General features: G+C 62.1%; 17 protein-coding genes. 12 read left to right on the forward strand and 5 right to left on the reverse strand.

Going from position 1 to position 14057, the window contains the following annotated elements; genetic code table 11:
- Positions 1 to 37 precede the first annotated feature (37 nt).
- The 3 genes from rpmG to radC form a co-directional block, all read right to left on the reverse strand.
- Positions 38 to 205 (reverse strand): 50S ribosomal protein L33, encoded by a 168-nt coding sequence (gene rpmG, locus H3H37_RS13980; protein WP_220456434.1) that lies wholly within the window; start codon positions 203 to 205, stop codon positions 38 to 40.
- A 13-nt stretch (positions 206 to 218) separates the two neighbouring features.
- On the reverse strand, positions 219 to 455 hold the full coding sequence (gene rpmB / locus H3H37_RS13985; protein ID WP_008451488.1) for a 50S ribosomal protein L28: 237 nt from the start codon (positions 453 to 455) through the stop codon (positions 219 to 221).
- Between the two features lie 203 nt (positions 456 to 658).
- On the reverse strand, positions 659 to 1333 hold the full coding sequence (gene radC, locus H3H37_RS13990) for a RadC family protein (protein WP_182163448.1): 675 nt from the start codon (positions 1331 to 1333) through the stop codon (positions 659 to 661).
- Positions 1334 to 1434: 101 nt separating this feature from the next.
- Between radC and H3H37_RS13995 the strand changes: the two genes are divergently transcribed.
- The 6 genes from H3H37_RS13995 (at position 1435) to H3H37_RS14020 (ending at position 6805) form a co-directional block, all read left to right on the forward strand.
- Positions 1435 to 1890 (forward strand): FKBP-type peptidyl-prolyl cis-trans isomerase, encoded by a 456-nt coding sequence (locus H3H37_RS13995; RefSeq protein WP_182163450.1) that lies wholly within the window; start codon positions 1435 to 1437, stop codon positions 1888 to 1890.
- 39 nt (positions 1891 to 1929) lie between these two features.
- Positions 1930 to 2877: a 4-hydroxy-3-methylbut-2-enyl diphosphate reductase gene (gene ispH, locus H3H37_RS14000; protein WP_182163452.1), complete on the forward strand. Its 948-nt coding sequence runs from the start codon at positions 1930 to 1932 to the stop codon at positions 2875 to 2877.
- Between the two features lie 261 nt (positions 2878 to 3138).
- On the forward strand, positions 3139 to 4068 hold the full coding sequence (locus H3H37_RS14005; RefSeq protein ID WP_182163454.1) for a branched-chain amino acid ABC transporter permease: 930 nt from the start codon (positions 3139 to 3141) through the stop codon (positions 4066 to 4068).
- 18 nt (positions 4069 to 4086) lie between these two features.
- Positions 4087 to 5304 carry an ABC transporter permease subunit gene (locus tag H3H37_RS14010; protein ID WP_182163456.1) on the forward strand — a complete coding sequence of 406 codons (1218 nt, stop codon included), beginning with the start codon at positions 4087 to 4089 and terminating at the stop codon, positions 5302 to 5304.
- Positions 5305 to 5312: 8 nt separating this feature from the next.
- Entirely contained in the window at positions 5313 to 6083 is a 771-nt protein-coding gene (locus tag H3H37_RS14015; protein ID WP_182163458.1) for an ABC transporter ATP-binding protein, read from the forward strand.
- A complete protein-coding gene (locus H3H37_RS14020; RefSeq protein WP_182163460.1) occupies positions 6083 to 6805 on the forward strand; it encodes an ABC transporter ATP-binding protein in 723 nt (240 codons plus the stop codon). The genes H3H37_RS14015 and H3H37_RS14020 overlap by 1 nt, the downstream gene beginning before the upstream one ends.
- A 138-nt stretch (positions 6806 to 6943) precedes the next feature.
- Here H3H37_RS14020 and phaP read toward each other — a convergent pair whose 3' ends face one another.
- On the reverse strand, positions 6944 to 7504 hold the full coding sequence (gene phaP, locus H3H37_RS14025; RefSeq protein WP_182163462.1) for a TIGR01841 family phasin: 561 nt from the start codon (positions 7502 to 7504) through the stop codon (positions 6944 to 6946).
- Positions 7505 to 7832: 328 nt separating this feature from the next.
- Here phaP and H3H37_RS14030 point away from each other — a divergent pair, with 328 nt between their 5' ends.
- Together H3H37_RS14030 and pbpG are read left to right on the forward strand one after the other, a co-directional pair.
- On the forward strand, positions 7833 to 8528 hold the full coding sequence (locus H3H37_RS14030) for a nitroreductase (RefSeq protein WP_182163464.1): 696 nt from the start codon (positions 7833 to 7835) through the stop codon (positions 8526 to 8528).
- A 165-nt stretch (positions 8529 to 8693) separates the two neighbouring features.
- On the forward strand, positions 8694 to 9749 hold the full coding sequence (gene pbpG, locus H3H37_RS14035) for a D-alanyl-D-alanine endopeptidase (RefSeq protein ID WP_182163466.1): 1056 nt from the start codon (positions 8694 to 8696) through the stop codon (positions 9747 to 9749).
- On the opposite strand, the gene H3H37_RS14040 is transcribed toward pbpG, so the two are convergent.
- The gene (locus H3H37_RS14040; protein WP_182163468.1) at positions 9731 to 10510 is read right to left on the reverse strand and encodes an IclR family transcriptional regulator; all 780 of its coding nucleotides are present in this window, start codon (positions 10508 to 10510) and stop codon (positions 9731 to 9733) included. The two genes, pbpG and H3H37_RS14040, sit on opposite strands and share 19 nt — an antisense overlap.
- 150 nt (positions 10511 to 10660) lie before the next feature.
- Between H3H37_RS14040 and H3H37_RS14045 the strand changes: the two genes are divergently transcribed.
- The 4 genes from H3H37_RS14045 to H3H37_RS14060 all read left to right on the forward strand — a co-directional run bounded on the left by H3H37_RS14045 (position 10661) and on the right by H3H37_RS14060 (position 13876).
- A complete protein-coding gene (locus H3H37_RS14045; RefSeq protein WP_182163470.1) occupies positions 10661 to 11044 on the forward strand; it encodes a diacylglycerol kinase in 384 nt (127 codons plus the stop codon).
- A 106-nt stretch (positions 11045 to 11150) separates the two neighbouring features.
- Positions 11151 to 12155 carry a sulfate ABC transporter substrate-binding protein gene (locus tag H3H37_RS14050; protein ID WP_182163472.1) on the forward strand — a complete coding sequence of 335 codons (1005 nt, stop codon included), beginning with the start codon at positions 11151 to 11153 and terminating at the stop codon, positions 12153 to 12155.
- A gap of 193 nt (positions 12156 to 12348) precedes the next feature.
- Positions 12349 to 12987, forward strand: a complete 639-nt coding sequence (locus H3H37_RS14055) for a peroxiredoxin (RefSeq protein WP_182163474.1) — start codon at positions 12349 to 12351, stop codon at positions 12985 to 12987.
- Between the two features lie 115 nt (positions 12988 to 13102).
- Positions 13103 to 13876, forward strand: coding sequence for a sulfite exporter TauE/SafE family protein (locus tag H3H37_RS14060; RefSeq protein WP_182163476.1), 774 nt, complete (start codon positions 13103 to 13105; stop codon positions 13874 to 13876).
- Positions 13877 to 14057: the final 181 nt, after the last annotated feature.

Genomic DNA, 14057 nt, shown 5'->3' on the forward strand with positions numbered 1-14057 from the left:
CAGATGAACGGCTTTTTCACGAAACACACAGATCGGATTACTTGATCTTGGTTTCTTTGTACTGAACGTGCTTACGTGCCTTAGGATCGAACTTGATGATTTCCATCTTAGCAGGCATGGTGCGCTTGTTCTTGGTAGTGGTGTAGAAGTGACCCGTACCTGCGGTCGATTCCAGCTTGATTTTGTCGCGGCCAGATTTTGCCATGATAGCTCCCTATTTAGACTTTTTCGCCACGCGCGCGCATGTCGGCCAGAACGGCGTCGATGCCGACTTTGTCGATCACGCGCAGACCGGCGTTGGACAGACGCAGGGAGACCCAGCGGTTTTCAGATTCAACAAAAATACGACGGTTCTGCAGGTTAGGCAGGAAACGACGTTTGGTTTTGTTGTTTGCATGGGAAACGTTGTTGCCGACCATCGGCTTCTTCCCAGTGACTTGGCAAACACGTGCCATGGCGCACTCCTTAAAGACATTCCACAATTGGAAAAACAAGACTATATCAAAAAAACCCAGCTTTTTCAATGACTTGTGAAAAACAATTGTGTCTCGCATTTTCAAAAAAATTTAACAATTTGAAGGGCCTGCATGAAATGGCAATTTTCCCTTGGTAAACAAGGGTAAACCGGGCTTGCGCCGCTGCGCGCGCCGGCCCCGCTTTACAGCTGGCCGTGCTCGGCAAACGAATGCACCTGGTGGCCCGCCACCACGAAATGATCGAGGATGCGCACGTCCACCAGGGCCAGCGCCTGCATCAGCGCGCGCGTGAGCAGCAGGTCCGATTCGCTGGGCTCGGGCGTGCCAGATGGGTGGTTGTGCGCGAGCATCACGCTGGCCGCGTTGCGCGCCAGCGCTTCCTTGACCACTTCGCGCGGGTAGACGCTGGTGTGGGTGAGGGTGCCGCGAAACAATTCCTTGGCGTCGATCAGGCGATTCTTCACGTCGAGGAACAGCACGTGGAACGATTCGTGGGTCTTGCCGCCGAGGATCACGCGCAGGTATTCCTTGACGGCTTTGGGCGAGCCCAACGTCTGGCCCGTCTTCAATTGCTCCTCGATGGCGCGGCGGGCCAGCTCCATCACGGCCTGCAATTGCGCGAACTTGGCGGCGCCCAGGCCGTGGATGGCGCAGAATTCGTCCAGGCTGGCGCTGAACAGCGCGTGCAGCGAGCCGAAACGGTGGACCAGCTCGCGCCCCAGCGTCACGGCGTCCTTGCCTTGCACGCCCACGCGCAGGAAGACCGCCAGCAATTCCTCGTCCGACAGGGCCGGCGCCCCTTCCAGTATCAAACGCTCGCGGGGCCGGCGGTGGGCCGGCCAGTCGCTGATCGCCATGCGTCCTCCATGAAAAGTGGGGCGAATTGTTCCGGAGCGGGGGCGTGACGGGCAAGGTGGCTTACAATATCGCTTCCTGCAAGCTTACCGAGTACCAAGTCATGTCTAACGCGCAACCTAACGTCGTCACCAAATCGGCTTATCTCACTCTGCATTATCGTCTGGCTACGCTGGACGGTACTGATATAGTCACAACCTTCAACGGAAACCCGGCCACGCTGATGCTGGGCCAGGGCCAGCTGGCCCCGTTCCTCGAAGATTGCCTGCTGGGCTTGCCTGAAGGCACCCACAAGACGTTCGAGCTGGCGCCGGCCCAGGGTTTCGGCGAGCGCAATCCCGAGCTGATCCGCTCCGTGTCGCGCGCCACGCTGGACGAGAATTCGGACCCGGAAGCGGAATACAAGATCGGCGACCTGATCGACTTCGCGGCGCCCGGCGGCGGCCGTTTCGCCGGCGTGCTGCGCGAGATCAGCGAGGAGTCGGCCCTGTTCGACTTCAACCACCCGCTGGCCGGCCAGCCGCTGCGCTTTGAAGTGAACCTGATTTCGGTGCTGTAAGCGGTTCCTCCGCTTGTGCACCCTCCAATTGAGGCATTGATGGATAAAGAAATTCTGTTGGCCCAGCCGCGCGGTTTTTGCGCCGGCGTGGACCGTGCGATCGAGATCGTGGAGCGCGCCCTGCAGCAGTTCGGCGCACCCATCTACGTGCGCCACGAAATCGTGCACAACGCCTACGTGGTCGATGACTTGCGCAACAAGGGCGCCATCTTCATCGAAGAACTCGATGACGTGCCGGCCGGAAACACGCTGGTGTTCTCGGCGCACGGCGTGTCCAAGGCCGTGCGGGCCGAAGCGGAAGCGCGCGGCCTGACCATCTACGACGCCACCTGCCCACTGGTGACCAAGGTGCACGTGGAAGTGGCCAAGATGCGCCGCCAGGGCTGCGAGATCATCATGATCGGCCACGACGGTCACCCCGAGGTGGAAGGCACGATGGGCCAGACCGAGGAAGGTATGTACCTGGTCGAAACGGTGGCCGACGTGGACAAGTTGGAAGTCAGCAAACCCGACATGCTGGCCTATGTGTCGCAGACGACGTTGTCGGTGGATGACACCGCCGACATCATCGCGGCCCTGAAAGCCAAGTTCCCCAGCATTATCGAACCGAAGAAGGGCGACATCTGCTACGCCACCACCAACCGCCAGGAAGCCGTGAAATTCATGGCGCCGCAGGTGGATGTGGTGATCGTCGTGGGCAGCCCGAACAGCTCCAATTCCAACCGCCTGCGCGAAGTGGCGCAGAAGAAGGGCACGCCGGCCTACATGGTCGACAATGCCGCGCAGATCGACCCGCAATGGCTGGAAGGCAAGCTGCGCGTGGGCGTCACGGCCGGCGCATCGGCGCCCGAGGTGCTGGTGCAGGCCGTCATCGACCGCCTGAAGCAGTGCGGCGCGCGCAGCGTGCGCACGCTGGACGGGGTGCAGGAAGCCGTTACTTTCCCCTTGCCAAAAGGGCTCGATGGCGGCAAGGCGGAGCAGGCCTGAGGGCCATGGGGCCACGCTGCATGGGTGATGGGTTGAATTTTGTTTGGCCCATTATCGTTTTTTTCGCTATTAGTTTTTTATAATAGTCGCTATCATTGCCTCGCCCGAAAAAGTTGTCGAATGTGCTTCGAATGGGCTTGTTTCGGGATGGCGGCGTCACGTCAACGGCGGCACTGCGGGGACCTCCCCGGGTGCCGTTTTTGTTAGGCGGCGCCCGCAGCGTGCGTATCGGTAACACACTCAACAAAGGCAATCGAACCCATGGATACTTTTATCCAACAAATTATCAATGGTCTGGTGCTGGGCAGCATGTACGCGCTGGTCGCGCTCGGCTACACGATGGTGTATGGCGTGCTGAACCTGATTAACTTCGCCCATGGCGACGTGCTGATGATAGGCGCCATGGCCGGCCTGACCATCCTCAAGGTGCTGCAGAACGTGGCGCCCGGCCTGCCCGGGTTCGTGCAATTGGGCATCGCCATCATCGGCGCCATCCCGGTCTGCATGCTGGTTAACATCATCATCGAGCGTGTCGCGTATCGCCGCCTGCGCAATGCCCCCCGGCTGGCGCCGCTGATCACGGCCATCGGCGTGTCCATCCTGCTGCAAACTTTCGCCATGATGATCTGGGGCCGCAATCCGTTGCCGTTCCCGCAACTGCTGTCGTCCGACCCCATCATGGTGGGCGGCGCCGTGATCTCGCAAACCCAGGTGCTGCTGCTGGTACTGGCGGCCGCGTCCATGTTCGGCCTGGTGCTGCTGGTGGAAAAGACCCGCATGGGCCGCGCCATGCGGGCCACGGCGGAAAATCCGCGCGTGGCCGGCCTGATGGGCGTCGATTCGAACAAGGTCATCGTCGCCACCTTCGCCATCGGCGCCGCGCTGGCCGCCGTCGCCGGCGTGATGTGGGGCGCCAACTATGCGTCGATCCAGTTCGCGATGGGCTTTGTGCCCGGCCTCAAGGCATTCTCGGCGGCCGTGCTGGGCGGCATCGGCAACATCTACGGCGCCATGATAGGCGGCATTTTGCTGGGCATTATCGAAAGCCTGGGCGCCGGCTACATCGGCGATCTCACCGGTGGCTTCCTGGGCAGTAATTACCAGGACATCTTCGCCTTCGTCGTCCTCATCCTCGTGCTGACGGTGCGTCCGTCCGGCATCATGGGCGAGCGCGTCGCCGACCGCGCCTGACCGCCAGAAAGGATCATCATGGCTCTCCTCAATTTCGACACGGCCCGCAACCCCGCCAAAGCCTACGCCAGCATGGCGGTGGTGCTGATCGGCCTGCTGGTCTTCCCGTTCGTGGCCGCCCAGTTCGGCAACTCCTGGGTGCGCATCATCGACATGGCGCTGCTGTATATCATGCTGGCGCTGGGCCTGAACATCGTGGTCGGCTTCGCCGGCCTGCTGGACCTCGGCTACATCGCGTTCTACGCCGTGGGCGCCTACATGACCGGCCTGCTGGCCTCGCCACAGTTCGCCACGCTGCTTGAATCCATCATCAACCAGTACCCGGCTTTGGGCGATACGCTGGTGGCCATGCTGGGGCCCGATATCCGCGAGCACGGCATCCACCTGTCTGTGTGGCTGATCGTGCCGCTGGCGGCCGCGCTGGCCGGCCTGTTCGGTGCGCTCCTCGGCGCGCCTACGCTCAAGCTGCGCGGCGACTACCTGGCCATCGTGACGCTCGGTTTCGGCGAGATCATCCGTATCTTCATGAACAACCTGAACGAGCCGGTCAACTTCACCAACGGCCCGCAGGGCATCAACCTGATCGACCCGATCCGCGTGTTCGGCGTCAACCTGTCGGGCGAGGCCGGCTCGCGCGCCACCGTCGTCATCGGCGGCTTCTCGATGCCGTCCGTGAACGCTTACTACTTCCTGTTCCTGTTCCTGTGCATCGCCGTGGTGTTCGTCACCACGCGCTTGCAGCATTCGCGCCTGGGCCGCGCCTGGGTTGCCATCCGCGAAGATGAGATCGCCGCCAAGGCCATGGGCATCAACACCCGCAACGTCAAGCTGCTGGCGTTCTCCATGGGCGCCTCGTTCGGCGGCATCGCCGGCGCCATGTTCGCCTCGTTCCAGGGCTTCGTGTCGCCCGAATCGTTCTCGCTGACGGAATCGATCGCCGTGCTGGCGATGGTGGTGCTGGGCGGCATCGGCCACGTGCCGGGCGTGATCATGGGCGGCGCGCTGCTGGCGGCGCTGCCGGAAGTGCTGCGCCACGTGGTCGAACCGCTGCAGGAAAAACTGTTCGGCCACGTCGTCATCGAAGCGGAAGTGCTGCGCCAGTTGCTGTACGGCCTGGCCATGGTGCTCATCATGCTGAACCGTCCGGCCGGCCTGTGGCCCGCGCCCAAGCATGAGGACCGCCCCGACCACGACACCGACAAACCCGAGCCGGCAGCCGGCGTGCTGCGCGCCTGAGGAAAGCCATGAGCGAACAAGTGATACTCAACATCGCCGGCGTCAACAAGCGCTTCGGCGGCCTGCAGGCGCTGACCGACGTCAGCATCAAGATTCTGAAAGGCCAGATCTACGGCCTGATCGGCCCCAACGGCGCCGGCAAGACCACCTTCTTCAACGTGATCACGGGCCTGTACCAGCCCGACACGGGCACCTTCGAGCTGGCCGGCAAGCCGTATTCGCCGTCCGCCCCGCATGAGGTGGCCAAGGCCGGCATCGCCCGCACCTTCCAGAACATCCGCCTGTTCGGCGACATGACGGCGCTGGAGAACGTGATGGTGGGCCGCCACGTGCGCACCCACCAGGGCGTGTTCGGCGCCGTGTTCCGCCACAAGGCGGCGCGCGAGGAGGAGGCGGCGATCCGCCGGCGCGCGCAGGAGTTGCTGGACTTCGTCGGCATCGGCCAGTTCGCCAGCCGCACCTCGCGTTTCCTGTCCTATGGCGACCAGCGCCGGCTGGAGATCGCGCGCGCGCTGGCCACCGATCCGCAGTTGCTGGCGCTCGATGAACCAGCGGCCGGCATGAACGCGACCGAGAAGCTGGCCTTGCGCGAGCTGCTGGTCAAGATCAAGAACGAAGGCAAGACCGTGCTGCTGATCGAGCACGACGTCAAGATGATGATGGGCATGTGCGACCGCCTGATGGTGCTGGAATACGGCAAACCGATCGCGGAAGGCTTGCCGGCCGAAATACAGAGCAACCAGGCCGTCATCGACGCCTATCTGGGAGGATCGCACTGATGAGCGAAAACGTGCTGAAGGTAGCAGGATTGACGGTGGCATACGGCGGCATCAAGGCCGTCAAGGGCATCGATCTGGAAGTGAACCGGGGCGAGCTGGTGGCCCTGATCGGCGCCAACGGCGCCGGCAAGACCACCACGCTGAAAGCCATCACCGGCACGCTGCCGCCTTGCAAGGTGGATGGCACCGTGACCTACATGGGCGCCTCGCTCAAGGGCGACCAATCGTTCCACCTGGTCGAGAAAAAGCTGGCCATGGTGCCGGAAGGGCGCGGCGTGTTCACCCGCATGTCGATCCAGGAAAACCTGATGATGGGCGCCTACACGCGCGACGACAAGGCCGGCATCGAGGCCGACATCGCCAAGTGGTACGACGTGTTCCCGCGCCTGAAGGAGAGGGCGCAGCAGATGGCGGGCACGCTGTCGGGTGGCGAGCAGCAGATGCTGGCCATGGCGCGCGCGCTGATGTCGCATCCCAAGCTGCTGTTGCTGGACGAACCGTCGATGGGCTTGTCGCCCATCATGGTGGACAAGATTTTTGAAGTGATCCGCAACGTGTCGGCCGAAGGCATCACCATCTTGCTGGTGGAGCAGAACGCCAAGCTGGCGCTGCAGGCCGCGCACCGCGGCTACGTGATGGATTCCGGCCTGATCACCATGACCGGCAACGCCCAGGACATGCTGGTCGATCCGCGCGTGAAGGCCGCCTACCTGGGCGAATAAGTGGACGTATAAGTGGGCGAATAAAAAAAGCCCCGGTCACGGCCGGGGCTGAGAAGGACACCCGTTTGAAAGGACACCACGGATGCCGAGGAGTCTGTACAACGGGGCTGGCGCCCGAAGGCGCCAGCATGGCCTGCATTACTTCTTCGCAGGAGCGGCCTTGGCGGCAGCTTGCGAGAACTGGTTCACGGCCGTGGCCATGTTCGATTCGATCGATTCCACGGCTTGCTTGGCGGTCTTGGTGAACTGCTCGTAACCGGCGCTGGCATTGCCGATGGCGGTCTTCAGCAGGGCCACGGCGTTTTCGGTGCCGGCTGGGGCGTTCTTGCTCACTTCTTCCACCAGCGAGATCACTTTGCGGTTGGTTTCGGCGATCTGGGTTTCGGCCGCTTTGTTGAACTCGGCTTGGGTGCCGGAAGCGATCGATGCCAGGTGACGGCCGTAGGCCACCACTTTCTCAGCCGTAGGCTGGGCCTGGGCAGCGGTCAGCGAGAAGAACTCTTGCGGATCTTTGGCCGCCAGCAGTTGCTTGGTGGTCACCGACGATTCTTCCAGCGATGCTTTGGCAGCGGTCAGGTTCAGGTCGACGAACTTTTCCACGCCTTCGAAGGCCTTGTTGGTCAGTGCGGAGAAGATGGCGAACTGGGCTTCAAAATTGGCCTTGGTCGCATTGGAAAATTGCTCAGGGATTGAAAACATATAACTCTCCAGAAATTAGAAAATAGTCATCGATAAATGCTGCTGTTTCTACCAGTGGTACGAAGCAGATGAATCCAGCCTTCAGACCAAAAAACAAATTGTGCAACGCAACAAACCCGATTTTACGGCCTTCCATAATTAAGTCAAGCGATATTTTGTGCGTTGCACCAAAGAAGTCATTTTGGCCACATGGCACGATTTCTTGCGGGAATTGAAGATTGCCGGCCAGGCTGGGGCGACTGCCGTGTTGCCATCCCGTGCTAGACTGCGCATCGGCTCTGCCGCCCGCGCAGAACCCGCCTTTGACCTTCCCTATCAGTGAGGACGCATGCCCAGCAAATCCGACCAGTTAGCCGTTGACAACGCCATCACGTCGCGCCGCTCGATCCGCGCCTATCTGCCCACGCCCGTGCCGCGGGCCGACATCGAACAATTGCTGCAGGTGGCCGCGCGTGCGCCGTCGGGCACCAACACCCAGCCATGGAAAGTGTATGTGCTGACGGGCGAGCGCAAGCACGCGCTGTCGGCCGCCATCCTGGCCGCCCACAACGACCCGTCGCTGTCGCGCCAGCACACGGAGGAGTACGCCTACTACCCGCGCGAGTGGGTCTCGCCCTTCATCGAACGGCGCCGCAAGGTGGGCTGGGACCTGTATGCGCTGCTGGGCCTGACGCGCGAGAACAAGGCCGGCATGGCGGCCCAGCATGGCCGCAACTATGAATTCTTCGGCGCGCCCGTGGGGCTGATCTTCACCATCGACCGCATCATGGAGCAGGGCTCGTGGCTGGACTACGGCATGTTCCTGCAAAACATCATGGTGGCGGCGCGCGGACGGGGGCTCGATACCTGCCCGCAGGCAGCGTTCACCCAGTACCACAAGATCATTCAATCAATGTTGTCAATTCCAGACAATGAAACGGTTGTGTGTGGGATGTCCTTGGGCTACGCTGATATGGACAAGGTCGAGAACAGCCTGGTCACGGAACGCATGCCGGTCGCGGAATTTGTTAAATTTGTCGACTGATGGGGTGCTGTGCAGCGCGCATGCGCGGGTCGTTTAAGCAAGCTTATTGTGAGTGCATTGCGCAGGGGAAAACTGTGATGCCGACTATGTTAAATCAGCTTGCGCTCGCGCATGGTTTTGCTACACTGCAACGGTCACTCGTCTGTTCGTTTACCGGGGAATTTCATGTTTAAGCTCGCCTCTGGTGCGCTGATCGCAGCGCTGCTGGTGTCGCTACCTGCCGCTGCCCAGGCGGCCGATACCCACCACAAGAAACATCACGTCCGCAAAGGCAAGCTGCATGAAGCGGCCGCCGCGCCGCGCGAACACCTGGTCAAGCGCGTGGTCATGGTGCATGGCCGCCGCAAGGTGGTGTACGAACGCCTGCTGGCCGCCGCGCCCGCCGTGCCCACCATGGGCGACCTGGCCGGCCTGAACCAGACCCATGACCCGTTCGACCTGAAGTCGAACGTGGCGCTGGTGCTGGACCAGAACAACGACGAAGTGCTGTTCGAGAAAAATTCCAACGTGGCGCTGCCGATCGCGTCCATCACCAAAATGATGACGGGCCTGGTCGTGGTGGAGGCGCACCAGGACATGGATGAAGTACTGACCGTGACCGAAGACGATGTGGACCGCATCAAGTTCAGCAGTTCGCGCCTGAAAGTGGGCTCGCGGCTGACGCGCGCCAACATGCTGCACATCGCGCTGATGAGCTCGGAGAACCGGGCCGCGTCCGCGCTGGGCCGCAACTATCCGGGCGGCCGGGCCGCGTTTGTCGAGGCCATGAACGCCAAGGCGCGCGAGCTGGGCATGCTCGATACGCATTATGTGGATTCCAACGGCCTGTCCAAGATGAACGTGGCCAGCGCCCGCGACCTGGCCCGGCTGGCCATGGCCGCCTACCAGCAGCCGCTGCTGCGCCAGTACTCGACCGATCCCAAGGCCGTGGTGGAGGCCAGCGGCCACCCCATGCAGTTCGGTAACACCAACCACCTGGTGGCCAATCCGACCTGGGAAATCGGCTTGCAGAAGACCGGTTTCATCAACGAGGCCGGCCGCTGCCTGATGATGCAGGCCGTGATCGAAGGTCGCGCCGTGATCATGGTGTTCCTCGACTCCAAGGGCAAGCAATCGCGCACGGCCGATGCCGGCCGCATGCGCAAATGGCTGGAGGCCCTCAAGCCGGCCGGCATGACCACCGGCACGGCCGCCGCGCCGACTTACTCGGCCGGCATGTAACCGAGCGTGGCCGAGATCTGGTTGGCCGTGGCCACCAGGTCGTCCAGCCACGCGTCCTGCAGACGGTCGGCCGGCGCCGAGATCGACAGGCCGGCGATCAGCTTGCCGGAATCGTCACGGATGCCGGCGGCCATGCAACGCACCCCCAGTTCCAGTTCCTCGTTGTCGCGCGCATAGCCACGCGCGCGCACCAGGCTCAGCTCGCGTTCTAGCGTGGCCAGGTCCGTGATCGAGTTCTTGTTGTGGCCCGCCAGGCCGGTGCGGGTGGCGTAGGCGCGGATGGCCTTGGGCTCGTCCACCGACAGGAACAGTTTGCCGGTCGAGGTCAGGTGCAGCGGGCCGCGCCCGCCGATGGCGCGCACCACCTGCATGCCGGAGCGCTCGGAGAAGGCGCGATCGATGTAGACGATCTCGTCGCCCTGGCGCACGGACAGGTTGATGGTCTGCTGGGTTTTTTTGTGCAGTGCACGCATGAAGTCCAGCGCCGCCTCGCGCACGGACAGCCGGCTCTTGACGATATTGCCCAGCTCCAGCAGTCGCATGCCGAGCCGGTAGGTGCCCGGTTCGATGCGGTCGACAAAGCGCGTGAGCACCATGTCGTTCAGAATGCGGTGGGCCGTGGACGGGTGCAGCCCCGACACTTTCGACAATTCTTTCAGGCTCACGGGATCGGGATATTTGGCCAGTGCGTCGAGCAGCGCTACCATGCGCTCGATCACCTGGATCGTCGTCTTTTGCTCGGGAACGGTTTCGATTTTCATGATGTGGTTGGTGCGATGCGGTAAGTCATACCAGCTTTATACCATAATGTGAAAATATTGGGAAATGTCTGGAGCGGCCGCGCCAAAATTGTCACCGTTCGGTCACGAAAGGGCATAATCGTTCCTTTCGTCAACTTCGTCATTGCCCGCATGGAACCAGTCAGCGAATTCAAGAGCAAAAGCGGCCTCAAACGCATCCTGTCGGCCTTTTTCTACTCGCTGGACGGGCTCAAGGCAGCGTGGCGCCACGAGCACGCATTCCGCCAGGAATTGGCCCTGTTCGCTGTCGGCACCGCCATCGCGCTGGCCTTGCATATCTCCGCGTTCGAAAAACTGTTGCTGATCGGTGTGCTGGTGCTGATCCTGATCGTGGAGCTGATCAATTCCGCGCTGGAAGCCGTGGTGGACCGGGTGTCGCTGGAGCGCCATCCCTTGTCGAAAAATGCCAAGGATTTCGGCAGCGCCGCCGTGCTGCTGGCCTGCCTGCTGGCCGCCGCCGCCTGGGCCGTGGTGTTGCTCGACCGTTTTGCCTGACGTGTTTTATGTGGTTTTGATATATAAAACCTTGAAATGATTCCTTCTATTTATTAATTGCCGGTCTTACGCTGGTGTTCCTGACGTGACAACTACAAGGAATCTCATGCTGACCAAGAATTGCCTCGCCGCGGCCCTGTTGGCCGCCGCCGCCATCGTGCCGGCTTTCGCCGCCGACGTTTCCCTGCTGAACGTTTCCTACGATCCCACCCGCGAGCTGTACCAGGATATCAACGCCGCTTTCGCTAAAAGCTGGAAAGCCAGCAGCGGCGACACGGTCAAGATCCGCCAGTCCCATGGCGGCTCGGGCAAGCAGGGGCGGGCCGTGATCGACGGTTTGGAGGCGGACGTGGTGACGCTGGCGCTGGCCTACGATATCGACGCCATCGCCGCCCACAAGCTGCTGCCGCCCGACTGGCAGCAGCGCCTGCCGCACAACAGCGCGCCATACACGTCCACCATCGTGTTCCTGGTCCGCAAGGGGAACCCCAAGGGCATCCATGACTGGAACGACCTCGTCAAGCCGGGCGTGGCCGTCATCACGCCCAACCCGAAAACCTCGGGCGGCGCGCGCTGGAACCACCTGGCCGCCTATGGCTACGCCTTGCGCCAGCCGGGCGGCAATGAGGCCAGCGCCCGCGCCTTTCTCGGCAAGCTGTACCGGAACGTGCCCGTGCTCGATTCCGGCGCGCGCGGCGCCACCACCACCTTCGTCGAGCGCGGCATAGGTGACGTGCTGATCGCCTGGGAAAATGAAGCCTTGCTGGCCATCAAGGAGCTGGGGCCGGACAAGGTACAGGTGGTGGCGCCATCGTCGTCCATCCTGGCCGAGCCGCCGGTGGCCGTGGTGGACAAGGTGGCCGAGCGCCATGGCACGCGCAAGGTGGCGCAAGCCTACCTGCAATTCCTGTACTCGGATGAGGGACAGGAACTGATCGCCAGGAATTACTACCGCCCCGTGCAGGACAAGGCGGCGAAGAAGTACGCGGCACAGTTCCCCGCCATCAAGCTGTTCACGCTGGCCCAGGTGGCCGGCGACTGGGCCACGGCGCACAAGACGCATTTCGCCGACGGCGGCGTGTTCGACCAGATCTACCAGCCCGGCAAGTGAGCGGTGAGCCCGAATGCCGGCGCCAGTCGGACGCCGGCCATTTCTTTGCTTTGAATCAAGTCATAACAGGGGAGAATTGGCCGCTAGCGGCATGCAATTTTGTTGCGAATTTGGTTAGAAAAGGCGCAAAATGCACTGCTGGCCACCGCTATCCCGCCACATCCCACCACTACCGACCACACAGGAGAACACCATGACCATACGCCTGGGCGACACCGCGCCCGACTTCACGCAGGACTCCACCATCGGCCCGATCCGCTTCCACGAATGGGCAGGGAATTCGTGGGTGGTGCTGTTCTCCCATCCGGCCGACTTCACCCCAGTATGCACCACGGAACTGGGTCTGACGGCCAAGCTCAAACCGGAATTCGACAAGCGCAACGTGAAAGCCATCGCCTTGTCGGTCGACCCGGCCGACGCCCACCGCGAATGGATCGCCGATATCGAGGAAACCCAGCACACGGTGGTGGGCTTCCCCATCATCGCCGACGTGGACCGCAAGGTGTCCGAGCTGTACGACATGATCCACCCCAACGCTTCGGCCACGGCCACCGTGCGCACGTTGTTCGTGATCGACCCGGCCAAGAAGGTGCGCCTGTCCATCACCTATCCGATGAGCACGGGCCGCAACTTCGACGAGGTGCTGCGCGTGATCGACGCGCTGCAGCTGACCGACAGCCACACCGTCGCCACGCCGGGCAACTGGAAGGATGGCGACGACGTCATCATCCCGCTGACGGTGCAGGATCCCGAGCTGATCAAGCAAAAATATCCCAAGGGCTACAAGGCCGAACGCCCTTATCTGCGCCTGACGCCACAGCCGAACAAGTAAGGCCCGGACCGGGACGAAGTGCCGCCTATGTCGATATGGCATAAGCAAATAGGAACTTCGTCCTTTGGTTTTTCGGCCAGAGTCATTACCCTGACGCTTACTCTAGGGGGATGGTATGACCTTGTCGTTTGTAGTTTCAGGATTTGCGGTGGGCCTGCTGGTCGGGATGACGGGCGTGGGCGGCGGTTCGTTGATGACGCCGTTGCTGACGCTGATGTTCGGCGTCTCGCCTTCGATCGCGGTGGGCACCGATCTGGCGTTCGCGTCGCTGACCAAGGGCGTGGGCACGTTCACGCACCGCATGCGCGGCACCGTGCGCTGGCCTATCGTGCGCCGCCTGTGCATCGGCGCCTTGCCGGCCGCCGTGCTGGCCAGCCTGGCCCTGAAAAAATTCGGCGTGCTGGACAAGGAGATTGGCCAATTGATCCGTTACGTGATCGCCGTCTCCGTCATGCTGACCGTGGTCGCGCTGCTGTTCAAACGCAAGATGCTGGCCTGGATTAACGCCCATCCCCAGTACCAGTTGCAGGGCGGGGCGCTGACGGCTGCCACCATCGCCTCCGGCGCGCTGCTGGGCACGCTGGTCACGATTTCCTCGATCGGCGCCGGCGCCATTGGCGCCACCTTGCTGGTGATGCTGTATCCACGCCTGACGGCGGCCGAAGTGGCCGGTACCGACATCGCTTATGCCGTGCCCTTGACGGCCATCGCCGCCGTCGGCCACTGGTGGCTCGGTTCCATCAACTGGGAATTGCTGCTGACGCTGCTCGTCGGTTCCGTGCCCGGCATCACGCTGGGCGCCTACGCGGCGCGCGCCGTGCCCGAGCGCGTGCTGCGCGGGCTGCTGGCCTTTACGCTGGTCAGCGTGGCCGCCAAGTTGATTTCCTGATTTCGTGACGTTCGCCGGTCCGCCGGCGCCCCGGCCCGGCCCGCTGCATGCGGCGCCGGGCCGTTGTCATTCTGCTTGCACTGAAAGCGGCCGGCTTATAGCGGAAACAAGTATCGACATACCAAATGCTTCGTTTGTTATATGTTTGATTGATGAGAATATTTAGCCTCTTTAGATGAAT

This window comes from Rugamonas brunnea (assembly GCF_014042345.1).
GTDB classification, from domain to species: Bacteria; Pseudomonadota; Gammaproteobacteria; order Burkholderiales; family Burkholderiaceae_D; genus Rugamonas; species Rugamonas brunnea.